The following is a 22,709-nucleotide window of genomic DNA, read 5'->3' as shown; positions in this document are numbered from 1 at the left end:
CACCGCCCCCGGTGGCCCGGCGGCCCGGACCGGGAATACGGGGGCCGGCCCCCATGTCCCGGCTCCGCGCAACTGGCATGCTCTGCGGCATGACGCATCCAGGGGTGGGCAGTGAGGACGAGCGGCCGGACGGGCCATGGTGGGTCGGGGGGCTCAGCCTGGCCGACCGACTGGCCGCCCCCTGCCCGCCCCTGGGTGCCGATTCGCCGGACGCCGTGCCCGACCACGCGCCCGACATCGCGTCCGGCGCAGCACCTGGCCCCGCGTCCGACGCAGCGCCCGTCAGCGCGCCCGGCGCGGGGCCGGACCGTCGGCTGCAGGAGTGGCGGCAGGACTACTCCGGTCCGCACACCGGCCTGTTCGCGGCCCGCCTCGCCGACGCCGGACTGGACGAGGCCGGCCTGCGCGCCCTGCTGGCAGAGCCCGCCGCCGCTCTCGCGGAGCGGGCCGGGGAGCCGGCGTGGGCGGGCTACGTCCGCGAGGCCCTGGCGGCGGCGCCGGAGGAGGGCCGTCCGCCGGGCCCCGGGCCCACCTGGGCAGCCGGGTTCGCCGCGGTGCTCGCACCGTTCACCGAGACGGCGGCCCGGCGGCTGACCGCAGCGCCGGAGTGGGCCGCCGTGGAGGCACTGGCGGACCTGGACGCGCTCCGCGCCTGCTTCACCGCCCAACTGGCCGCCGGACTGGTCCGGCTGGCCCGGCGCACCCTGGTGCTGGAACTGAACGTCATGCGGGTCACCGGCCGTCTGGCCGGGGCGAGCGGCGAAGCCCGGTTCGCGGACTTCGTCCGGCAGGCGTCGGGCCGGACCCGGCTGACCGCGCTGGTGACCGAGTACCCGGTGCTGGCCCGGCTGCTGGCCCAGACCTGCCGACACACCGTCGACGCCTGGGCCGAACTCCTCGGCCGGTTCGCGGGGGACCGGGCCGCACTGGTGACCGCGGTGCTGGGCAGCACCGACCCGGGGCGCCTGGTGCACCTCGCCATCGGTGCGGGCGACCGGCACCAGCGCGGCCGGGCGGTCGCGCTGCTGCGCTTCGAGCAGGGCCGACGGCTGGTGTACAAGCCCAGGCCGCTCACCGTGCACCGGCACTTCAACGACCTGGTGCACCGGCTGAACGCGCTGCTGCCGGACACCGGCCTGCGCACCCTCGCCGTACTGCCCCGCCCCGGCTACGGCTGGGCGGAGTTCGCCGAGCCGGCCCCGTGCACCGACCACGACGGACTCGACCTCTTCTACCGGCGGCTCGGAGTACTGCTGGCGCTGCTCCACCTGCTCAGCGGCACCGACATCCACTACGAGAACCTGGTCGCCTGCGGTGACCAGCCGGTGCTGGTGGACCTGGAGACGCTGTTCCACCCGGCGCTCGGCAGGCCCGAACCGCCCGGCGGCGACCCGGCGCTGCGGCTGCTCACCTCGTCGGTGCACCGGATCGCCCTGCTGCCGTTCCCGCTGATCGGCGCGCACGGCGTACTCGACCTGTCCGGGCTGGGCGGGGACCGGGACTCCGTCCTGCCGATGGACGTGGCCGGCTGGGACTCCCCCGGCACCGACGAGATGCGGCTGGTCCGCGGCCCGGCCAGGTTCCCCGGTGCCGTCAACCGCCCCCGGCTGAACGGTGTGGACGCCGACCCGGGCGACCACGCCGAGGCGCTGCTGTCCGGCTTCCGCGCGGGCTACCACGCACTGGCCGACGCCGCCGGTGAACTCGCCGGTCCGGACGGCCTGTTGGCACTCTTCGCGACCGACACCACCCGGGTGGTGGTCCGACCGACCCGCAGCTACGCCGCGTTGCTGGACGAGTCGACCCATCCGGACGTGCTGCGCGACGCCCTGGACCGCGACCGGCTGCTGGACCTGCTGTGGCGGGAGTCCGCCGACGACCCCGTCCGCCGTCCGCTGGTGACCGCCGAGCTGGCCGAGCTGTGGGCGGGCGACGTCCCGCTGTTCGCCGCCACCCCGTCCGCCCGCCAAACCTCGGTCGACGGACGTCCGGTGGGCCTGCCGTGGGCCGAGACCGGCCTGGAGCAGGCGCTGCGCCGGCTCGGGGAGCTGGGCCGGACCGATCTGTACGACCAGGAGTGGATCATCCGGGCCGCGCTGGCCACCCGGCGCGGCGGGGTCCGCTGCGGCACCAGGGCCGTGCCACCGGGCCCGCAGCCGCCGACCGTGCCGGACCCCGACCGGCTGCTGGCGGCCGCCTGCGGGATCGCCGACCGGATCCTGGCCCGGGCGCACGGCGACCACCACCGGGTGAACTGGCTCACCCTGGAGCCGATCGCGGAGCAGCGATGGGCGCTGATGCCGCAGGGTGCCGGGCTGGCCGGCGGGTACTGCGGGACCGCGCTGTTCCTCGCCCAGCTCGCCGCGCTCACCGGCACCGAGCGGTACGCGGAGGTGGCCCGCCGCGCCCTTGGGCCGCTCCCCGGACTGCTGGCGGTGCTGTCCGAGCAGCCCCGGCACCTCGCCGCGGTCGGCGCCGGCGGCTTCACCGGGCTCGCCGGAATCGCCTACGCGCTCGCCCGGCTGGCGCCACTGCTGGGCGACCCGGAACTCCTCGACTGGACCGCGACCGCCGTGCACCTGACCGCCGCCGCACCCGGCGGTGCCGAGCCGGACGCCCAGCAGCTGTCCGGCGACGCCGGCTGCCTGGCCGCGATGCTCGCCGTGCACCGGGCGACCGGACAGGAGGAGGCGCTGGCCATCGCGCTCGGCTGCGCCGAGCGGCTGGCCGCCGGGCCCGCGGACTCCGACGGCACCGACTCCGCCGCCGCGAGCTCCGCCGAGGACTCGGCCCACCGCGGCTGGGCACTGCGCCGGTTCGCCGCCGTCACCGGCCGGACGGAGTTCAGCCGGCCCGCACTGCGCCACCTGGAGGCCGGCCTCGCCCGTCATCTCGACGGCGGGCCGGCCGCCCCGGACCTCGGCTGGTGCGGCGGCCTGGCGGGCGCGGCGCTGGCCGTCGCGGACAGCGGCGTCCCGGCCGAGCGCCCGGCCTTCGCCCGCTTCCTGGCCGGGACGGTGGAACTCCTCGGCACCCACGGCCCGTTGGCCGACCACAGCCTGCTGCACGGCGAGGCGGGGGTCCTCGAACTCCTGCTGGCCACCTCGCCGAACGGCACGGTGGCCGGCCTGGCAGCCACCCGGGCCGGGATGCTGCTGTCCGCCCTCGACCGGTTCGGGCCGCGCTGCGGCACTCCGGAGGGCGTCCCAACCCCGGGCCTGCTCACCGGACTCGCCGGCATCGGGTACACCCTGCTGCGGCTCGGCCTCCCCTCGCGGACCCCCTCGGTCCTGCTGCTCGAACCGCCGCTCACCTGACCCTCCGTCGGCTCACCCCCTGAGCCGACGGGACCACTCCCCCCATCAGAACCTGGAGAACACATGAACGCCCAGACCCTGGTCGGCCTCTGGAAGAACCCCGCCACCCGCGCAGGTGCGGACGTACGCCACCCCGCCGGGGAGATCGAGCTGCTCGGCGGCGCGGAACTGCCGCTCGCCCGCCGGGCGATGCTGCTGAGCGGTTTCACCGTGCCGACCCTGGGCGGCCAAACCCTGGAGACGATAGACACCACGCCCAGCGAGCAGACCGTCACCTCCCTGTCCTTCCACTGACGACCCGTCGGCCGGTGGTCGGGAGAGCCTTCTCCCCCGGTCACCGGCTCCCCCGGCCGCCGGCTCGGCTCGGCTCCGCTCGGCTGACGCACGGGCGTTGTGGCGCACGGGCGTTGTGACGTACGGCGGTGCGTTGATACGGCGGTACAGCGGTACAGCGGTACAGCGGTGCGACGATACGGCGGTTCACCGCCCCGAGCCCGTACGACGGAGTCGCCGACACAGCGTCGGCACAGCGCGTCGGCACAGTGCTGCGGCAGCGGGCCGGCACCCCGTCGCCGAAGCCCTGACAGACAGACAGGCCCCCACTTGTGGTGAAGACGTGCGCAAAACGTTAGCCTCCGTGAATGCTCATCACATCGCCGTTCGTCGTGGGCCGCTCGCCGGAACTCGGCGTGCTCGGCACCGGTCTCCTCGCTGCCCAGCGTGGTGAGGGCCGCGCGGTCTTCCTGAGCGGCGAGGCCGGGATCGGGAAGTCCCGGCTGGCCGCCGAGTGCGCCTACCGGGCGATCGCCGGCGGCACGGTCGTACTGCGCGGACGCGGCAGCTCCACCGGGGCGCCGGTGCCGTTCCGGCCGATCGCCGAGGCCCTGCTGTCGCTGTTCCGGGTGGGCGGCCCGCCACAGGACGCCGGGCTGGCGCCCTACCGTCCCGCACTGGCGGCGCTGGTACCCGAATGGCGCGACGGCGCCGGGCCGGTGACCCCGCCGTCGCCGACCGAGATCGCCGAGGCGTTCCTGCGGGTACTGGCCGCAGTCGGCCGCGACCGGACCGACCGCCGTTCGACCGGCTGCCTGCTGATCGTGGAGGACCTGCACGAGGCGGACGCCGAAACGCTGGCGGTGGTCGACTACCTCGTGGACAACATCGCCGGCCTGTCGATCCAGCTGGTGGCCACCCTGCGGTCGCAGGCCGGGCCGGCCGCCGTTCTGGCGCACGCCGCCGTCGCACGCCGCTCCGCCGCCCTGGTCGAGTTGCGGCCCCTCGGACCGGACGAGGTGCGGGCCCTGGCCGAGGCCTGCCTGTCCGCCCCGCCGGGCGGTCTGCCCGAGGCGGTCACCGACCGGCTGATCAGTGACGCGGACGGCAATCCGTTCGTGGTCGAGGAACTGCTCAGCGGGATGATCTCGGCCGGGGCGCTCCGCCGCGACGAACGCGAGGGCTGGCAGGTCGGCGGCGACCTCGGCATCGAGGTGCCGATGACGGTGGTGCACAGCGTCGCCCAGCGGGCCGCCAGGCTCGACCCCGCCGGGCGTGAACTGCTCTACGCGGCAGCCGTACTCGGCCGCCGTTTCGCCCTGCCGGTGCTCAAGCTCGCGACCGGGCTCGACGACCGCAGTCTGCTGATCCACCTGCGGGCCGGGATCGACGCCCAGCTCATCTCACCCAGCGGACCGGTCGCCGACCGGTACGAGTTCCGGCACGCGCTCGTGACCGACGCGCTGCTGGCCGGGCTGCTGCCGGCCGAACGGGCCGCGATAGCCCGCCGAGCGGCGACGGCGGTGGAGGAGGCCTACCCCGGTCTGCCCGGCGAGTGGCGTCAACTGGTGGCGGTGCTGCGGCAGACCGCCGGCGAGACGGCCGCCGCCGGGCTGCTGTTCGCCGAGGCCGGCCGGGCGGCGTTGACCGGCGGAGCCGTCGACTCGGCGGTGTCACTCCTCGAACGGGCCAACGCACTGCTCTCCCGGGAACCGGCTGCCGCCTTCGGGACCGGTGCCCTTTCGAACGGCGCACTCTCGACCGGCGGTCTCGGATCCGGCGGTCTCGGGTCCGGCGGTCTCGGGACGGGCGGTCTCGGGTCCGGCGGCTGGGAGGGCGGCGCCGGCGCTGCGGCGAGCGCCGAGGAGGCGACGGCGGTGCTGGAGAGCCTCGTCTACGCGCTGCTGGACAGTGGTCGGCTGGACCAGGCGCTGTCGCTCGCCGACACCTTCCCACTCGGCGGACCCGGCGCGCTCGGCGACGCCCGTGCTGCGGCCCTGCACACCCGGATCGCCTGGGCCGCCGTCTCCGCAGGCCGGCCGGCGGACGCGGCGGACCAGGTGATCCTGGTGCGCCGCCTGCTCGGCCGGTTCGACAGCACCGCGCACACCCCCGCACTGGACGTGGTGGAGGCCCACCTCGTCCTCGCCGACACCGAGCGGCAACCCCCGGCGGTGGGTGGCGGGGACCGCGCCGCCGACGCCGAACGGCTGGCCCGGCGGGCCGCCGAACAGGCCGAGCAGGCGGACCTGCCGGTGGTCGCCTGCCAGGCCTGGCAGCTGCTGGCGATGCTGGAGCGCCGACGGGGCTTCGACCGGGCCGACCAGTGCCTGGAGCGGATCCTGGCGATCTCCGGCCGCCACGAGTTGCCGACCTGGCAGGTCGACGCGCTGCTGCGGCTCGGTGTCAACGAGTTCATGCGCGGCGGCACTTCGGCGCAGCTGGAGCGGGCCCACCGGGCTGCGCTCGACCTGGGCGCCCTGGACCTGGTGCACACCGCCGAGGTCACCATGGCGATGCAGGCCGTGCTGCGCGGCGAGTACCGCAGGGCCAGGGAACTGACGGACCGGTGTCTGGAAGCGACCGCCCGGCTGCGCAACGTCGACCACCACCAGTTCGTTCTGCTCACCCGGGCCGCGGTCGCCGCCCACCAGGGCCGGCGCCCCGAGATGGAGCAGGACCTCGCCGAGTTCCACCGCTGGGACGGCGCCCGCTCCCTCCAGCTCCCGCTGGCCTTCGGCAACTGCCGGGCGGTCTGCGCCCTGCTGGAGGAGGACCGCGACCTGGCGGTCGAGGAACTGGAGCTCGCGCAGAAGTGGGAGCAGCAGAACCCGACCGTCTTCTACCTGAACGGCCGTTACGGGCTGCGGCCGCTGCTCCGGGCGCTGTCCGGTGCGGACGGCCCGGCCGAACACGCCCGGGTGGCCGCCGACCACGCGTCCGGCCTGCGCTGGAACCGCCAGTTCGAGCGGCTGGCACATGCCGTCCACGAAGGCCGCGCCGGGCGGCACATCGAAGCGGTGCGCGCCGTCGAGCAGGCCGAGCAGGCGGCCCGGCCGTTCCCGATGGGGCGTCACCTCGGCCTGCGGCTGGTCGCGGAGGCGGCGCTCGCCGACGGCTGGGGGGATCCGGTGCACTGGCTGCGCACGGCCGAGGAGTACTTCCACCGCGCGTCGGTACCGGCGGTCGCCAACGCCTGCCGCCGGCTGCTGCGCGGGGCGGGCGCGACCGTGCCGCAGCGGCGCACCGGCATCGAGCAGGTACCGGCCGACCTCCGCCGGCAGGGTGTGACGGTCCGGGAGTACGAGGTGTTGCTGCTGGTCGCGCAGCGACTGGGCAACCAGGGGATCGCCGGTCGGCTGCACATCTCACCGCGCACGGTCGAGAAGCACGTGGCCAGCCTGCTGGGCAAGACGGGCCGGCCGCACCGCGCGGCGCTGTGCGACTTCGCAGCCCAGGCCACCGCTGCCGGCTGCCGGCTGCCGGCTGACGGCTGACGGCTGACGGCTGACGGCTGACGGCTGACGGCTGACGGCTGACGGGCAGGGGTTGAGGGGCGGGAGCCGACGCTCTGTTCATGCCTCCGGTTCGGCGGCGATGATGTCCAGCAGTCCGGGGAACCGCTGGTCGAGGTCGGCTCGGCGCAGGCTGGCCATCCGGCTGTTGCCACAGTCGACCTGTCGGATCAGCCCGGCTTCACGCAGCGTGCGGAAGTGGTGCGTGAGGGTCGCCTTGGACACCGGCAGTCCGAACGAGCTGCAGGTCCGTGCCGTGCCGTCGGGCTCGGCCGTCAGCGCTCGTACCACCCGGCGGCGCAGTGGATCCGCCAGGGCCGAGAGCACCGGGCCGAGCTCGATCTCCCCGACCGCCGGGTGGCCTTCGTCATCGGGCATCCGTGCGCCTCCCTTCAGGTATGGCTTGCATCATACCTCTGGGCTCGTTAGCGTCCCGAAGGTACGAAAGTGATCGTACCTATGGCGGAGGGAATCCCGTGGAGCAGCCGTTCACACTCGTCGGCATCGCCCGACCCAGACCCGAACGCGCCGAGGAGCTCAAGCAGCTCCTCCTGTCGTTCGTCGAACCGACCCGACAGGAGAGCGGCTGCCTGGAGTACCACTTCCACGAGGACCGCGATCAACCCGGCGTCTTCGTCTTCTACGAGGCATGGCGCTCGCAGGCCGATCTCGACGCCCACCTCGCCCTCCCGCACATGCGGGCCTTCTGGGAGCGCCGCATGGACTACCTGGAGTCCGACCTCGACATCCGTTTCCTCACCATGCACAGCCCCTACCGGCCTCCCGCCCTGACCTGACCCGATCCCGCCAGACCCGACCACCGCCCGACCGGACCACCGCCGCCTTGACGGCGGCAGCCCGTAGAGTGACCGTCGGTCAGGGAGGGGTTGCGGTGACTCGGTTGCAGAAGCAGCTGGTTGGGCTGTGGGTGGTACTGATGCTCGTCGGCGGGGGCCTGGCCCTCGCGATCCGGGACGACTCGCGCGGCGGCCGGCAGTACGGCTGGTTCTCGACCACCCCGACCAAGAGCCCGGATCCGTGCCGGCCCCGCATCCCGTCACCCGCGCCCACCGGCACCACTCTGGTGATCTGCACGGGCTGAGCCTGGGCGAGGGCTCGCGAACGGGCCGTCCTGCTCGGGCCCTCCCGCCCGGCCGGACCCCCCGGGCACCCCGTCGAGCAGCTGCCGATCACCCCGCCGGCGACGAGCACGCGCCACCCTTGGTCACGCCTCCGTCCGGCACCCGATCGATGCCGGACGACGGTGTTCCCGCCAACCGGCATGCGCCACCACGCAGTTGCCGGCCCCCAGGCCCGGCACTGTCACGGGCAGGAGGTGATGAACTGCAGCAGGTGTTCGTTGACCAGGTCAGGGCGTTCCAGGTTGAGTCCGTGGCCGGCTCGTTGGACGATCTCGGCTCGGACTCCCGGGATCAGCGAGGTGACCCTCTCCAAGACGTGGTGCGGTCGGAGCAGGGCGCTGCGGCTGCCCAGCAGGACGAGGGTGGGCAGGCGGATGGAGCCCAGCTCCTCGTCGGTGAACGGTCTGGCAGCGGGGCGGGTGTTCGGCTTGTAGGTGCGCATGCCCAGCATCAGGGGAGCGATCATCTCGGGCGGCGAGCTGAGCGCGGGGTTGGCGAGCAGCCGTCCCAGTGCGGGGCGGAAGCGCCGTGCGGCGAGCATCCCGAACAGACCGCCGATCATGTGGGCGTAGAACCGTGCGGGGACCTTCTCGATCCCGCCGGGGTCCAGCGGCGCGATCGAGGCCAGGCGTTCGGGTGCGTGGATGGCCTGGTTGAGGGTCAGCCAGCCGCCGTAGGAGAGGCCCACCAGGTGGATCCGTTCCAGCCCGAGACCGGCGAAGACCTCGCCGAGCCAGGCCGCGTTCTCCTCGGAACCGGCCGCGACGGCGCGCTGAACGCTGCGGCCGGGGTCGTCCAGCGTGTCGATCGCGTAGACCGGGTGGTGTCGGCCCAGGGCGGCGATCTGCGGGTACCAGTTGGACGCGTGTCCGGCATGGCCGTGCAGCAGCACGATCGGCTCGCCGGTCCGGGACCCGTAGTGGTGGACGTGGACGGTGCCGTAGGCGGTTTCGACATCGAGTTCCCGGCGGGGGCTCGGCCACAGGTCCATCGCACGGTCGTACGCCTCGAGGAACTTCGCTCGGGCTTCCTCACTGACGAAGTGTCCGACGCCTGTCCTGGTCATGTGCCCTCCCTGCTCACGCGACAGCACCGCTTGATGGTATGTTTGTACCATATAAATGTTCGAAGGGAACCCGATGCCGAAGCTGGTGGATCACGAGGAACGGCGAGCCCACATCATCGACGCGCTGCTCCGCGCGGCGGCGGACAGCGGTCTGCACGCCGTCACCATGCGGTCCGTCGCGATCGAGGCGGGCGTCTCGGTACGGCTCGTGCAGTACTACTTCGACACCAAGGAGCAGCTGCTGCTCGCCGCACTCACCCGGCTGGCGGTACGCATGGGCGAGCGGGTCCGCGACCGCGCGAGGAGGGCCGGATCCTCGACGGCTCCGCGCGACATCATCGAAGCGGTCCTGCTCGAAGCCGTACCGACCGACGAGGAGAGCCGCACCTTCCACCTGGTCTACACCGAGTACGCGGTGCTCTCCATCACCGACCCCGCGCTCGCCGGCCAGCTGTTCCTCTCGGCACCCGACGAGATGGAGGACTTCCTGGTCGGCCGACTGGCCGCCGCCCAGCACGCCGGGGACACCGATCCGCGCATCGACGCCCGCCAGGAGGCCGTCGTCCTACTGGCCGTCTCCGCCGGCCTCGGCCTGAGCGTCCTCCTCGGCCAGCGCACAGCGGACGACGCGACTGCAGTCCTGCACTACCACCTCGGCCGACTGTTCCCCGGTTCGCGGGCCTTTGACGGCGACAGCGGAAGCAGCCACACGAATCAGCGCCGGCCCGAGGCCGGATCCACGGGAGAGGCCCCGGACCGGTCCGGATGAGTGTCGGTGGACGACGCCATGGTCCCCGCCATGGGACAGGATCTCCTCAAGCACGTTGCGCCCCCGCCCGATCGGACCGGCCACGTGGGCGGCATCGAGTCGCTCATCGACCACTGTCTTCAGGCCGTTCGGGAGCACGGTGCACAGGCGCGACCCGACGAGCGGACAGTCGCGCGCTTCCACCTGGCCGCGGCGACACGGCATCTGCCGGGCAACTGGAACACGCTGTTCGCGCCGCTCGCGGAAGGCGTCATGAGTCACCGGTGAGCGACGCCGCATCAGGGCGGGAGCCCTGCCGACTGCATCTGTCCCCTGCTGCCGTGAGCGTCTCGGCGAGGGCGGTGCCGGGCGGCCGGCCCGTCGCCGTCCCCGCCTCCGCCCAGGAGGCGTGACCGGTCACGGGTCGACCGGACTCGGTGATCGATGGAAGCATCACCAGGCACGGCGGCCCGGCCGACGGAGCAGCCGCCGTCCGCCACGAAATCGGGAGCTGGTTCTCGTTGAAGAAGCCCTACTGGCAGCCGTACTGGTGGCGGCTGCTGTTCCGTGCGGACGGGGAGCCGGGATGGACGGTGACGGGTCCCGGGGAGTTCAGCCGGGTTCCGAACGATGCACTGAAGGAGGCGTCCCTCGAAGTGTGGGCCCATGCCTTGCTGGAGGAGGTGCCCGACGAGCTCGACGACCTGCGTGGGGACCTGCTCCTCGAGTGCTACGCAGAGCCCGCTCCCGCAGATGGCACTCCGCCGGTGTATTCACGCCAGGTACGGCTGCCGGGGTACGCCCTGCCTCCGCACCCCGGCCGATGAGGTGCTCGGTGTCATCGGCAGCACCTCACCGCTGCCGATGACACAGCCTGTCCGCGCGAGCTCTCAGTCCCCGCCGTCCCGGGTCCGGCGGTCCAGGAACTCGATCAGTCCCGGTTCCGAACGTCGAAGCCGCTCCCGTTGCTCACCGGGAAGGGAGGCCAGGGCGTCGGGCAGAACCCGCTTCCGCGGGACGTGCACCATGTTCCCGGAGTAGATCCTGCAACCGGAGCACCAGGCGAGTCCGATGCAGCGCTCGAACATGGAGGACTCGGGTGGATGAAACCGGTACCGGTAGGAGCGGACCGGCGTTCTGCAGGTGGCGCAGATCCGCTGCCCGCCTCCGGGTACGGACCATCCGGTCCCGACCTTGCGCCAGTGCTGCTGCCCGGCCGGTGCTCTTCAAGTCGTCATGCAGCGCATTCTCCCGCACCGTGGGCCTCCCGGCACAGCCGTCCGGGCAGGACCCGGGCCGACCGGACGGGGCGTCGCCTCCCTGGAGCAGGGCGACGGGCCCGGTAGAGCTGAATACCGGAATGAGCCGTCACCGACCTTGCGGGAGACGGGACCGGGGTCCGTCCCAGAAGTGGATCACCATCGCCAGGGTCGTCCCGTGGTGAAGCCGGCGCTGCGGGCGAGGACCTGGAGCGGAGACTGTTCGAACACTCCGACCGCACCCTGTCTCGACGAATGGGCCTGCACATGCCCCTGCCGCACCGCGCTGGAACGCCGGGGCGCCTTCCCCGCCTGGCTCCATCCACACCCACGATCACCACCACGGACACACCGCACCCGCAGGCGAGCCACCCGCCGGCCGCATCCCCGGCCGCACGGGACAGAACACCTAGCGGGCGAGCTGGGCGTCCAGGGCGGCGCAGAGCCAGTCGTGGGCTGCGCCGGCGGTCGGGGCGGGCGGGCCGGACGGCGGGGCGGTGAGCTCGGCGGTGAGCTGCCAGTAGCGGTCGATGCGCGGATCGGCGGCCAGTTGGCTGCCGAGCCGACGGCGCAGGTCGGGGGTGTCCCGCAGGCCGCGTGAACCGGCGTAGGCGGAGACGAAGCAGTCGAGCGCCTCGCCGTCGTACGGTGACCGCTGCGCCCGCAGGTCCGCCGAGGCCAGTGCGTACGACTCGAGGAGACCGTCGTAGAGCACGTCCGGGCGGAAGTCCCGGTCGGGCCGGTGCGATGCCGGCTGTGTGTGTTCGGGTCCGAGGTGTGGGTCGCAGGCACCGGAGACGAGGGCGTGCAGCCGGGCGAAGGTGAGGACCTGGGCCGGGGTCGGGTCGGCCGGGGGCTGCGGAACCGCCTGTTCGAGGATCACCGAGACCAGCCGGGCCGGGAGCCGCGCGGGCAGCCACTGCCGCCAGAAGCGTGCCAGAGCGGTCGTGTCGGGCGGTGTCGGTACGGCGCCGATCAGACGCAGGCGGTCGGCACGCTCCTCGGCGGTGCAGTCCGTGAGCAGCCGGAGCGCGGCCTCCCGCCAGCGCAGGGCGTTCAACTGGGTTCCGAGTGAACGAAGTTGCCCCGCGATGACGCCCTCCAGCACGTCCTCCCGGTCGAGGACCCGGCCCACCTCCGGCACCGGCAGGTCGAGGGCGCGCAGCGACCGGATCAGGCGCAGCCGGTCGAGTGCCTCGGCGCCGTACCGGCGATGACCCCCGGCGCTGCGGCCGGTCTCGGGTAGCAGGCCGCGATCCGAGTAGAAGCGGACGGTCTTGACGGTGACGCCCGCCTGCTCGGCGAGCTCGCCGATGCTCAACGTTCCATCGGGCAACAAGGCTTGAACCTCCCTCAGCGGGCACTCCCACTGTACCTGCGAACGGGTCGGGCCCCACGGGACCGCCCGAGGAGACGGTGATCACGACGACGGCGTTCGTCCTGATGATCACGGGCCGGGAGGGGCAGGAGGTCACCGAGCGGGTTCACCGCGAGGCCCCGTCCGGCCGGCGAGCAGGGTCGGCCGGCCGCGACGTCCGGAACGCCGCGTGGACGTCGTGTCGGCACGCAGGCGGTCCCGGACCGGAACCCCGGACCGGTCAGGTCTGCGACGCGTCGACGATGTCACGCCGGGCGGCGTCGGCCTCTCCCCGCCTGAGGCGCTGTTCGGCGGTCCAGTCCCGCATCTCCTGGACCTTGGCCTCGTCGGTGGCCGCGTCCGCGTCCAGCACCGTGGCTGCGCCGTCACCGAGGTGGACGACCTGCTGGACCATCCTGCCGGTGGCCAGGATCGACATGACCACGAGGAACTCGTCCGTCACCTCCGGGGTGAGATGGACCCGGTCCTCGGCGCGGATGTCGATGCCGATCTCGTCGCTCCGGGAGGTGAGCAGCCCGACGGACCCCGTGACCAGGCGGCCCAGCACCCTGAACTGGTCGGGGTCCATCCGGGCCTGGACCGTGGCGAGGTACAGGCGGACCTGGTCGGCCCGGCTGAGCGGTGCTTCGTCGTTCATGGGGATCATCCTGCCCCGGATCCCGGACAACCGACAGGGCCTGTCCCGACTGCCGGGTGCCGGGTGCCGATTCGCACAGCAGTCCAGGCGGCAGCCCCTCCTTCCCGATGGAGGCGGGTCCCCCGGGTCCCCCGGGTCTCGCGGGCGGCGAAGCGTTCGAGCTGCTGGTCGCAGGGGCGGGCGGCAGCTCCCGGGCTTGAGGGCGCGCTGCGCTCTCCCCGTGGCCGGAACATCGGTGCTATAAGCCTCTGTGGGGGCTCGCCGTCCGACCGGAGGAGACGAACGCCATGTCCGCAGCTGCCCCGGTGCCCCCGTTCCGCCCGTACGTCGCCGTCGTGGGTCCGGCTGACGCAACGCGGGAGGAGAGCGCGACAGCCCGTCGCGTCGGCGCCCTCCTGGCCGCACACGGTGCCGTGGTGGTCTGCGGTGGCCTGGGAGGCGTGATGGAGGCCGCCTGCGAAGGCGCACGTCACGCGGGCGGTACCACGGTGGGCCTGCTGCCCGGTGCGGACCGCGACGCCGGGAACGCCTTCCTGTCGGTGGCCGTCGCCACCGCACTGGGCGAGCTCCGCAACGGCCTGATCGTCAGCACCAGCGACGCCGTGATCGCGGTGGGAGGCAGCTGGGGCACGCTGAGTGAAGTGGCGCTGGCCCTGCGCGCGGGCAAGCCGACGGTCGTGGTCCACGGCTGGGAGGTGCTCGGGCCCCGGGCCGGGGACGGACCGCTCCGGACGCCGTCCCCCGACCTGGCGGTGGACGTCGTCCTCGGGGCCGTACGGAGCAGGCCACAGTAGCGGCGGGCCGACCCACGGCGGGGCCCACCGGACACCCGCCTGCCGGGTCCGGTCGGGCCCCCTGGAGCACTCCCCGCCCGCGGCGGCCGGCAGCGCTGCCGGTTCGGCAATCGCGTGGCCGGGTCGGCCGGCGGGCGTACATCCCCGGGCCGATGCCGCAGGGGCGGCGGCTGGCTAGTCTCCCGGCATGGACACCGCACCGACTGCACCGCCGCCTGCGCGATTCGCATCGCGACCTCCCGCCCGGGAGGGTGCGGCACCGATGACGAGCACGAAGGTCATGGCCTGGGTGGGGGGTGTCCTGTACCTCTTCGCGGTGGTTCTGATCGTGGGAGGCATGCCGCGGGCTTCGGGCGTGCTCCACGCCGTCGGGTCGCTGCTGGCTGTGAGCCTGCTCGTCGGTGTGCTGCGACGGACGCCACTGTCGGCTCTGGCCATGACGCTCCTCGGAGCCACCACCGTGGTGGTGGGCACCCCGAGCTCCCACCTGACGAGCCTGTCGGTGGCGTACCAGGGCCAGTTCCTGTCGTACCTGGCGGTGGACCTCGTCCTGGGCTTCATCGTCGCCACCTGCACGCGGCGAGCCTCGATCATCGCCATGGCCGCCTCCTTCACCGTGCAACTCCTGGTGATCGGCGGGTTCGCGCACGGGGACAACCTGACCGTCAACGTGGTGATCGCCCTCTTGGCGATGGCCGCGTCCTGCACGGTCGGCCTGCTGAGCCGCGAGCGCCGCGAGCACGCGGTGGCGCTGCGCTCGCAGGAGGTGGCCGAGGCCGTGACCGCCGAACGGCTGCGGATCGCCAGGGAGTTGCACGACATGGTCGCGCACAGCATCGGCATCATCGCGATCCAGGCCGGGGTGGGGAGCCGGGTCATCGAGACGCAGCCGGCAGAGGCGCGCGAGGCGCTTCGGGCCATCGAGGCGACCAGCAGGCAGACCCTGTCGGGTCTCCGGCGCACGCTGGTGGCGCTCCGTCAGGCCGACCCGGACGCGGCCTCGGGTCAGGCACCGCTCGCGCCGTCGCCGGGCCTGGCGGACCTCGAACGGCTGGCGGCGGCGACCGCGGACGCGGGGGTCCGGGTCGAGGTGCGCCGCAGCGGGGAGCAGCGGGCTCTGCCCGCCGACATCGATCTGTCCGCCTACCGTATCGTGCAGGAGGCACTGACCAACGTGGTCCGCCACGCGGGCACCGGGCACTGCCGGGTGAGCATCGACTACGGGGACGAGGAGTTGACTGTGGAGGTGGTCGACGACGGGCGCGGCGTCACCGGCGACGGCTCGGCCCACGGTTTCGGCATCGTGGGCATGCGGGAGCGGGTCGGCCTGCTGCACGGCCGGCTCAGCGCCGGGCCGCGTCCCGAGGGCGGCTTCCGGGTGGCGGCCCGGCTCCCGCTGCCCGAAGCCGTCGGTGTTCCGGGGGAGGCCCGGTGACCGTCCGGGTGGTGCTCGCCGACGACCAGCCGCTGGTGCGGTCCGGTCTGCGTGTGATCATGGCTGACCATCCCGACCTGGAGGTCGTCGGTGAGGCCGCGACCGGTGCCCAGGCGGTCCAACTGGTCAGTGACGTCAGCCCCGACGTCGTGGTGATGGACATCCGGATGCCCGGCATGGACGGGATCGAGGCCACCCGTCTGATCACGGTCGGCCGGACGGCGACCCGCGTCCTCGTCCTGACCACCTTCGACGAGGACGACCACGTCTACGGTGCGCTCCGGGCCGGCGCGAGCGGCTTCGTGGTCAAGGACATGGCGCTCGACGACATCCTGGCGGCGGTCCGCGTGGTCGCCGCCGGCGACGCCCTGATCGCACCGGGCGTGACGCGCCGTCTGATCGCCGACTTCGTGGGGCGCCCCGGAGCCGCCCCGGAGCGCTCCCCGCAGCCGGTCGAGGGCATCACCGAACGGGAACGGGAGGTGCTGACCCTGGTCGGACGCGGCAGGTCGAACACCGAGATCGCGGAGGACCTCTTCATCACGGTCGCCACGGCCAAGACGCACGTGTCACGGCTGTTCGGCAAACTGGGCGCTCGGGACCGGGTCCAACTCGTCATCACCGCCTACGAGATGGGGCTGGTCACGCCGCCCCGCTGAGCCGGTCCCGCAGGTGCGCGCCGGGGAGGACCGCAGCCGGGGGCGGGGTCGCTACGGTCGGCGGAGCACGGTGATGCCGTCCTCCTCGGCGACCGTCAGGTATCCGGCGACCCGGTAGATGTCGAGCATCCGGGCCGTCTTCGCGGCGGCGCACGGTGTCTTGACGGTGGGGTCGGTGCGGTCCGCGACCACCCAGTCGGGCGGTGTGGGGGCGTAGGGGCCGGGCTCCTGGCAGACCAGGCCGACGGTGGTGCGGGACACCAGGAGCGGGGCGAGCCGGTTGCTCGACGCCACCGAGGCGCCGTCCGGTATTCGGTCCAGCAGCCGGTGTGCGGTGCGGACATGGGCCGAGGTCTGCCAGGTCGAGGGCAGGAACAGGTCGTGCAGCGGGTAGACGGCGGTGGTGAGCGCGGCGAAGGCGGCGCAGCCCAGCAGGATCCGCCTGAGCACGGCCGGGCGACGGAACTCGGCCCGGCGCCCGAGCACCTCGATCAGGCCGGCGAAGAGAATCGGCATCAGCACCGCGCTGTAGTGGTAACTCGGCTGCCAGTAGTGGACGTTGTCGGCCAGCAGGCGCCAGGCGAGGGTGGGTGCGCAGAGCAGGACGAGTGGTGAGCGGAGACCGACTGCGGCGATCGGCGCGGCGAGCATGGCGAACAGCAGCCACTTCACCGGGGGCCAGACCAGCCGGAGCGGCAGCAGCAGCACACTGCCACCGGAGGAGGGTGCCGAGCCGGCCGAGCCGGGCAGTTGGTGCCAGTAGTCGAAGGAACCGTGCGGGTTGGCCATCGGCAGCAGGACCGCCATCTCCAGCACGGTCGCGGCCACCCCGAACAGGACCACCGCCAGGCCCAGCCACCGGGACCGCCTCCCCCGCCCGTACCAGGCGGTGTACGCCCCGACGGCCGCGACGGTCAGCCCGAGGTCCTCCTTGACCAGTACCAGCGGCAGCACCCAGAGGACGGCGGCCCGCCACCGCCGCCCGGCCAGCGCCTCCACGCCGAAGGCCAGCAGCGGTACGGCGAAGGCGATCTCGTGGAAGTCGTACGAGACCGCCGAGACGATCCCCCAGGAGGCGCCCGCCGAGCAGCCGATCACCAGTCCGGCCACCGGCCCGGCCGTCCGGTGGGCCCACCGGGTCAGTGGCAGGCAGGCGAGGGCCATCAGCGCCGCCTGGATCACCAGCAGGGTCAGCGGTGTGGGGAACAGCCGGTACGCGGGGGCCAGCAGGGCGAGCACCGGGTGGAAGTGATCGCCGAGCAGGTTGTAGCCCGGGCCCTTCAGCGCCACGATCGGCGCCTCGCCGTGGGCGTAGGCGCGGACGGCCTGTTCGAAGATTCCCAGGTCGTACGCGGCGCTCAGCATCCGTTCGTGCCGCCGGACCGAGACCACCACGTACAGGACGAAGAACAGACCGGTGACGGCGAGGGCCATCCGCTGCGGTCCCGGCCAGGTCCGCCGGGGCGCCGTTCGCGGGGGAACACGTCGATGGGTCAGGTTGTCGATCATCTGCGCACCAGTTCACTAGTTAACTAGTGGAATGGTGTGCAGCCCACCCCCAGCTGTCAAGGCCGGGCCCGACGGAGGCCCTCCGAGCTGGGCTCCTGCCAGGGCCCGGCTTGACGGAGAGCCGCTGGGCTGGGCAGGATTTAGCTAGATAACTAGTGGAATGGCGGTCAGCATGGTCGAGTACCTCATCGACCGGCACAGCGGACTCTCCCCGTACCTGCAGATCGTGGAGCAGACCAAGCGCGCCCTGCGGCTGGGTGTACTCCGCCCCGGCGACCAACTCCCCACCGCACGCGAGGTCGTGCAGGCCACCGCGATCAACCCCAACACCGTGCTCAAGGCGTACCGCGAGCTGGAACGCGAAGGGCTGGTCGACAGTCGCCGGGGGGTGGGCACCTTCGTACGGCGTTCCCTCGCCAAACCGCAGACCGTCACGGACTCCCCGCTGCACGCGGAACTGGCCGCCTGGGTCCGGCGCGCCCGCGCGGCGGGACTGGACCGCGAGGACGCCGCCGCGCTGGTCACCAGCGCCCTGGACAGCGGCTTCGCCGGCCCCGCACCGGCCACCGGCGAGACGGCCGGACCGACGGGGACAACCGGAACGGCCGGGACGGCCGGGACCACCAGCACGGCCGGAACAACCCACAGCATCGGCACGACCGACACCGACAAGGCCGACGAGGAGCCCGGGTGAGCCACCCCATACCTGACCCCGCTGATCAGACGGCGGACGACCCCCCGGCCCTGGAGGCGATCGGCCTCGGCCTGAAGTACCGCAAGCAGTGGGCGCTGCGCGACTGCGACTTCCGACTGCCGGCCGGGCGGATCTGCGGGCTGGTCGGCCCGAACGGGGCGGGCAAGAGCACCCTGCTGTCGCTCGCCGCCCACCTGATCACTCCCGACGCCGGGACGATCAAGGTGTTCGGCGGACCTCCCGGCACGCCTGCGGCCCGCCGCCGGACCGCCTTCCTGGGCCAGGACAAGCCGCTCTACCCCCGCCTGACCGTCGCCGAGACGCTGCGCACCGGCCACGAGCTCAACCCCGGCTGGGACCAGGACGCCGCCGAGCGGATCGTCCGGCACGGCAACCTCTCGATGTCCGCCCGGGTCGGCCGCCTGTCGGGCGGTCAGCGCACCAGGGTCGCCCTCGCACTGGCGCTCGGCAAACGGCCCGACCTGCTGCTGCTCGACGAGCCGCTCTCGGATGTCGACCCGGTCTCCCGCCAGGAGCTCACCGGCCTCGTGATGGCCGAGGCCGTCGAGAACGGCACCACCGTCCTGATCTCCTCCCACGTGCTGGCCGAGCTGGACGGTGTCTGCGACTACGTCCTGGTACTGGGCGACGGCCGGGTCCGGCTGGCCGGCGACGTGGACGAACTCCTGGCCTCCCACCGGCGGATCGTCGGCGCCCACGAAGGGGACGGCCCGGCACCCGAACTCGACGGCCACCACGTGGTCGAGGTCCGGCGGACGGGCCGTCAGGTGACCGCCATGATCCGACCGACGGCGGACCTCGACACCGACTGGGACGTGGCGGAACCGACCCTGGAGGAACTCCTGCTCTCCTACCTGCGCGCGCCGGACGCCCCGGCGCTGCTCACACCCGATGCCCGTCCCGCCGCCGGGGTGGGGGCCGCCCGATGACCGCCAACACCCTCACTTCGGCCCGGCCCCGCCGGGTGCTGCACGGCGTCGGCTGGGTCGGCTACCGCCAGGAACGGACCGCCCTCGCCGTCGCCGTCGCCGTGCTGGTCGCCGTCTGCGGCTGGCTGCTCTTCCTGGGCGGCACCATCAGCGACTACGTCGAGGCGCACCACCTCCAGGGCTGCAACGTCGTCTACTTCCCGCCCGAGTGCGAGGGGTTGCGCTCCGGCCTCGCGGAGACATTCGACGAGAAGTGGCAGATGATGGTGCTGGCCACCGGCTGGCTGCTGTTCGCACTGCCACCCGCCCTCGGCCTGTTCCTCGGGGCGCCGCTGCTGGCGCGGGAGTTGGAGACCGGCACCTACCGGCTGGCCTGGACCCAGTCGGTCTCCCGGCGGCGCTGGCTGGCCGCCCGGCTGGGCATACCGCTGGCAGTGACGCTGGCCGGCTCGACCGTGCTCGCCACCGTCTCCACCTGGTGGGTCCACGTGGTCGAGGGCCGCTTCGCGGTGCCCGGCTACTACCACTGGTTCACCTGGATGTCCCGGACGACCAGCGGCCCGGCCGTGGTCGGGTTCTGCGTCGTCTCGGTCGCGATCGGTGCGGCCGCCGGGCTGCTGCTCCGCCGGGTGGTGCCCGCGATGGCCGTCACCGCCGTCGTCACCGCGGCCCTTCGGCTGCTGGTGGACCACCTCCGGTTCGTCCTCCTGCCCGCGAAGCAGGCCGTGGTCGCCGCCCATGTGACCGTCCTCCAACCGAGCGGCAGGACGCCCCTGGTGGGCGTCGGCCATCTCGACACGGGTGCCCCGCTGGAGTCGTACACCCTGGGCAACGGCTACCTCACCGCCGACGGTCTGCGGATTCCGCTGGAGGGCGACTGGGTCGACAGGCTGCCCGACGGGACCGCCGTCTGCCCGTCCGAACCCGCCCAGTGCATCGCACACCACAGCGAGATCGTGCAGGCCTACGCCGACTACCAGCCGCCGAGCGCCGAGTGGCCGATGCTGTGGACCGAGGCCGGGATCTGCCTGGCCGTCGCCGCCGCCCTGACCGCCTTCTGCTTCCTGTGGATCCGCCGCCTGCGCTGACCCCGGCCCCGGCCGAAGCACCTCTACTACACCGGCCGACGCACTGCTGCGGACCGGGCGGAGCCCAGGGGCTCCGCCCGGTCCGCGATCACGATGCGCACGGGACTCGCTCCTCTTCCTCGCTCCGGGGTCACGGCGGTGGCGACCGCCACGCCGCTCCGGCACCATCGCTCCCACCCGATCCCTCGGCGACGACCCGGACCACCGGAGGCGAGGCGGTGTCGTCGCCGTCAGCCGTCGGCGTCGGAGCGCTGCCGCTCCAGGGTGAAGGTGTCCACCGGTGTCAGGTCGCCGTGCGGCCCGTCGAAGGTGTAGTAGGTGACCCTCATCCGGGTCCGGCCGCTCCTGCGGTCGCCGGGGTCCACGTCGAACGCGGCGAAACCATGGGTGTGTTGGCGGTCCTGGACCGAGGCCCAGGGGGCGTCCTCGGTGACCCAGACCGGATCCCGGTGGTGCGGCAGGACGTTTCCCACCTGGTTGCTGAGGGAGACGATGACCCGGCCGTACGGCTTGTCGAAGAGGTCGCCCTGGGAGGTGGCGAAGTTCCCGCCGCCGCCGATCACCATGTGGACGGTGCCCCGGCCGGTGTCGATCACGTCCTTCCGCGTCGAGACCGGCACCGGGGTGCGGGTCTCGTTGGGGAGCGAGCCGCGCACGGGGTGCGAGCGCTCGTAGTGGTGCTCGTGGCCGCTGACCACGAGATCGACTCCGTACGCGTCGAAGAGCGGGCCCCAGGAGGTGCGTACGCCCAGGTCGCTGCCGCTGCCCGACTTGGTGCTGGAGATCATCGGCTGGTGCATGCAGACCACGATCCAGTCGACCGACCTGTCGGCTCTCGCGAGCCTCAACTCCCGTTCGAGCCAGATCCGCTGGGCTCCCCCCGAGTAGCCGTGCACATAGCTGTCCCCGGCGTCCTGGAACGCGACGTCGTCGTTGGCGAGGCTGATGAACCGGACCGCGCCGACCGTGAACGCGTACCACATCCCCCGGGTCTCCTGGTCCGAGGAGGCGGACGACCGGGGCAGTTCGAAGTACGTCTGGTACCCCGAGGCGCCGATGGGGCCGTTGCCCTTCTCGTTCTCGTGGTTTCCCGCGCACGGCATCCACGGGCGCAGCCGGGCGGAGCGGCTGTTGCTGATGAACCAGTCCGCCCAGGTCGCCACCCGGCTCTGCCCGAAGAGGCTACTGGCCGCCGCGTAGCAGAGGTCGCCGTTGACGAGGTTGAAGAGCGGGCCGACCCGCTCCACCGCGGCCACGATGTCCGCGGAGGCGGCCGAGCCGACCTGGCTGCTGGTGTAGAGGGGGAAGCCTCCGGTCTGCGACGGGACACCCGGCGGAAGGGTGATCGTCCTGCGGAGGTTGGAGGTCCCCTGGTCGCCGAAGCTGGTGAAGGTGAAGGCCGCGCGGCCGCGCGGTGCGGTGGTGAACGAGCCCGTCTCGGGGACGGCGCCGTCGTGCACGGCCGCGTACAGGTAGGTGGTCGCCGGGCGGAGACCGGTGAGCCGGCAGTGGTGGACGTACACCTCCTCGCCCGAGAGGCCGTCGCGGTACGTCCTGGTCTCGGCGTCGAAGGCCCGGCCGAAGCCGCCCTCCGGCGAACCGAGCCGGACCTGCGGGCGCCCCACCGACTGCGGGGTGATCCATGAGACGGTCATCTCGGCGGACGGGTCGGTTCCGAACTGGAGATGGAGTCCGCTCACGCTGGGCGCCCCGAGCCGGTGCGGGCGCGACTGGAGTAACGGCCCGGTCGGGGAGGCCGGTTCGGCGGCGGACGCCTCCCTGGAGCCTCCCGCCGCCAGGGCGGCTCCGGCCACCGACGACCCCTTGAGTATCGACCTGCGCGCGATCGCCATGGAACATCCTTTCCCCGACGGGATGTTGGTGGCGAGCACAGTACCGGGAGAAGTGCGGCCGCAGTAGGTCCACGACCGACCATTGCCACCCCGGGCCGCCGGGACGGTCGCCACCCGAGGAGCCGGACGGGCCGGATGCCGTGGCGCGCTCCGGCGCTCCGGCAGGACCGGGGCGCGGAGGCGGTCCACGGGACGCCCCCGGAGACCGTGCACGCCGACGGTTCACGACGGCGGCCCATGACGGCGGTTCATGACGGCGGTTCATGACGGCGATCAATCTTGATGCATACATGGCGATCATTCGGATCTCCGACTCTCCGGATCAACGGGGATCACGCGTCGGCCAACCCCGGAAGGCCGGAGACCGCCCGACCGGGAGCCGGGTCGAAATC

Annotated in this window: 20 protein-coding genes; 14 read left to right on the top strand and 6 right to left on the bottom strand. The window is 73.0% G+C overall.

Annotated features, from left to right (window positions below):
- The first annotated feature begins 89 nt into the window (after nt 1-89).
- The 3 genes from ACFC1R_RS18345 to ACFC1R_RS18335 all read left to right on the top strand — a co-directional run bounded on the left by ACFC1R_RS18345 (nt 90) and on the right by ACFC1R_RS18335 (nt 7,087).
- Nucleotides 90-3,317, top strand: coding sequence for a type 2 lanthipeptide synthetase LanM family protein (locus ACFC1R_RS18345; RefSeq protein WP_375939710.1), 3,228 nt, complete (start codon nt 90-92; stop codon nt 3,315-3,317).
- A gap of 63 nt (nt 3,318-3,380) precedes the next feature.
- Nucleotides 3,381-3,611: a hypothetical protein gene (locus ACFC1R_RS18340; RefSeq protein ID WP_375939708.1), complete on the top strand. Its 231-nt coding sequence runs from the start codon at nt 3,381-3,383 to the stop codon at nt 3,609-3,611.
- Nucleotides 3,612-3,958: 347 nt separating this feature from the next.
- Nucleotides 3,959-7,087, top strand: coding sequence for a helix-turn-helix transcriptional regulator (locus ACFC1R_RS18335; protein ID WP_375939706.1), 3,129 nt, complete (start codon nt 3,959-3,961; stop codon nt 7,085-7,087).
- Between the two features lie 78 nt (nt 7,088-7,165).
- Here the strand turns inward: ACFC1R_RS18335 and ACFC1R_RS18330 are convergent, their stop codons facing one another.
- A complete protein-coding gene (locus ACFC1R_RS18330) occupies nt 7,166-7,483 on the bottom strand; it encodes an ArsR/SmtB family transcription factor (protein WP_375939704.1) in 318 nt (105 codons plus the stop codon).
- A gap of 98 nt (nt 7,484-7,581) precedes the next feature.
- Between ACFC1R_RS18330 and ACFC1R_RS18325 the strand changes: the two genes are divergently transcribed.
- Together ACFC1R_RS18325 and ACFC1R_RS18320 are read left to right on the top strand one after the other, a co-directional pair.
- Nucleotides 7,582-7,902, top strand: a complete 321-nt coding sequence (locus ACFC1R_RS18325) for a putative quinol monooxygenase (RefSeq protein WP_375939702.1) — start codon at nt 7,582-7,584, stop codon at nt 7,900-7,902.
- 95 nt (nt 7,903-7,997) lie between these two features.
- Complete coding sequence (locus ACFC1R_RS18320) at nt 7,998-8,207, top strand: hypothetical protein (protein ID WP_375939700.1); 210 nt, start codon at nt 7,998-8,000, stop codon at nt 8,205-8,207.
- 221 nt (nt 8,208-8,428) lie between these two features.
- On the opposite strand, the gene ACFC1R_RS18315 is transcribed toward ACFC1R_RS18320, so the two are convergent.
- Complete coding sequence (locus ACFC1R_RS18315; RefSeq protein ID WP_375939698.1) at nt 8,429-9,313, bottom strand: alpha/beta fold hydrolase; 885 nt, start codon at nt 9,311-9,313, stop codon at nt 8,429-8,431.
- A gap of 55 nt (nt 9,314-9,368) precedes the next feature.
- Here ACFC1R_RS18315 and ACFC1R_RS18310 point away from each other — a divergent pair, with 55 nt between their 5' ends.
- From ACFC1R_RS18310 to ACFC1R_RS18300, 3 genes are all read left to right on the top strand, one after another.
- The gene (locus tag ACFC1R_RS18310) at nt 9,369-10,082 is read left to right on the top strand and encodes a TetR/AcrR family transcriptional regulator (RefSeq protein ID WP_375939696.1); all 714 of its coding nucleotides are present in this window, start codon (nt 9,369-9,371) and stop codon (nt 10,080-10,082) included.
- A gap of 6 nt (nt 10,083-10,088) precedes the next feature.
- Nucleotides 10,089-10,349, top strand: coding sequence for a hypothetical protein (locus tag ACFC1R_RS18305; protein ID WP_375939694.1), 261 nt, complete (start codon nt 10,089-10,091; stop codon nt 10,347-10,349).
- A gap of 149 nt (nt 10,350-10,498) precedes the next feature.
- Nucleotides 10,499-10,888 (top strand): hypothetical protein, encoded by a 390-nt coding sequence (locus tag ACFC1R_RS18300; protein WP_375939692.1) that lies wholly within the window; start codon nt 10,499-10,501, stop codon nt 10,886-10,888.
- Nucleotides 10,889-11,729: 841 nt separating this feature from the next.
- Here ACFC1R_RS18300 and ACFC1R_RS18295 read toward each other — a convergent pair.
- The gene (locus ACFC1R_RS18295) at nt 11,730-12,641 is read right to left on the bottom strand and encodes a MerR family transcriptional regulator (protein ID WP_375939690.1); all 912 of its coding nucleotides are present in this window, start codon (nt 12,639-12,641) and stop codon (nt 11,730-11,732) included.
- Between the two features lie 277 nt (nt 12,642-12,918).
- A complete protein-coding gene (locus ACFC1R_RS18290) occupies nt 12,919-13,335 on the bottom strand; it encodes a hypothetical protein (RefSeq protein WP_375939688.1) in 417 nt (138 codons plus the stop codon).
- Nucleotides 13,336-13,622: 287 nt separating this feature from the next.
- Here ACFC1R_RS18290 and ACFC1R_RS18285 point away from each other — a divergent pair, with 287 nt between their 5' ends.
- From ACFC1R_RS18285 to ACFC1R_RS18275, 3 genes are all read left to right on the top strand, one after another.
- Nucleotides 13,623-14,129, top strand: a complete 507-nt coding sequence (locus tag ACFC1R_RS18285; protein ID WP_375939686.1) for a TIGR00725 family protein — start codon at nt 13,623-13,625, stop codon at nt 14,127-14,129.
- Nucleotides 14,130-14,391: 262 nt separating this feature from the next.
- A complete protein-coding gene (locus tag ACFC1R_RS18280) occupies nt 14,392-15,564 on the top strand; it encodes a histidine kinase (protein ID WP_375939684.1) in 1,173 nt (390 codons plus the stop codon).
- On the top strand, nt 15,561-16,223 hold the full coding sequence (locus ACFC1R_RS18275) for a response regulator (RefSeq protein WP_375939682.1): 663 nt from the start codon (nt 15,561-15,563) through the stop codon (nt 16,221-16,223). The genes ACFC1R_RS18280 and ACFC1R_RS18275 overlap by 4 nt, the downstream gene beginning before the upstream one ends.
- A 51-nt stretch (nt 16,224-16,274) precedes the next feature.
- Here ACFC1R_RS18275 and ACFC1R_RS18270 read toward each other — a convergent pair whose 3' ends face one another.
- Nucleotides 16,275-17,732 carry a DUF2079 domain-containing protein gene (locus ACFC1R_RS18270; protein WP_375939680.1) on the bottom strand — a complete coding sequence of 486 codons (1,458 nt, stop codon included), beginning with the start codon at nt 17,730-17,732 and terminating at the stop codon, nt 16,275-16,277.
- Between the two features lie 160 nt (nt 17,733-17,892).
- Between ACFC1R_RS18270 and ACFC1R_RS18265 the strand changes: the two genes are divergently transcribed.
- The 3 genes from ACFC1R_RS18265 to ACFC1R_RS18255 are packed head-to-tail and all read left to right on the top strand — an operon-like array spanning nt 17,893 to nt 20,464.
- Nucleotides 17,893-18,426: a GntR family transcriptional regulator gene (locus tag ACFC1R_RS18265; RefSeq protein WP_375939678.1), complete on the top strand. Its 534-nt coding sequence runs from the start codon at nt 17,893-17,895 to the stop codon at nt 18,424-18,426.
- Nucleotides 18,423-19,376: an ABC transporter ATP-binding protein gene (locus tag ACFC1R_RS18260; protein ID WP_375939676.1), complete on the top strand. Its 954-nt coding sequence runs from the start codon at nt 18,423-18,425 to the stop codon at nt 19,374-19,376. The genes ACFC1R_RS18265 and ACFC1R_RS18260 overlap by 4 nt, the downstream gene beginning before the upstream one ends.
- A complete protein-coding gene (locus ACFC1R_RS18255; RefSeq protein WP_375939674.1) occupies nt 19,373-20,464 on the top strand; it encodes an ABC transporter permease subunit in 1,092 nt (363 codons plus the stop codon). The genes ACFC1R_RS18260 and ACFC1R_RS18255 overlap by 4 nt, the downstream gene beginning before the upstream one ends.
- A 230-nt stretch (nt 20,465-20,694) precedes the next feature.
- Here ACFC1R_RS18255 and ACFC1R_RS18250 read toward each other — a convergent pair whose 3' ends face one another.
- A complete protein-coding gene (locus tag ACFC1R_RS18250; RefSeq protein WP_375939672.1) occupies nt 20,695-22,317 on the bottom strand; it encodes a purple acid phosphatase family protein in 1,623 nt (540 codons plus the stop codon).
- Nucleotides 22,318-22,709: the final 392 nt, after the last annotated feature.

Origin of the sequence: Kitasatospora sp. NPDC056138 (assembly GCF_042264695.1) — a bacterium.
GTDB lineage: Bacteria > Actinomycetota > Actinomycetes > Streptomycetales > Streptomycetaceae > Kitasatospora.
The sequence above is the reverse complement of the archived record's forward strand: the minus strand, read 5'-3'. Positions and strand labels throughout refer to the sequence as shown.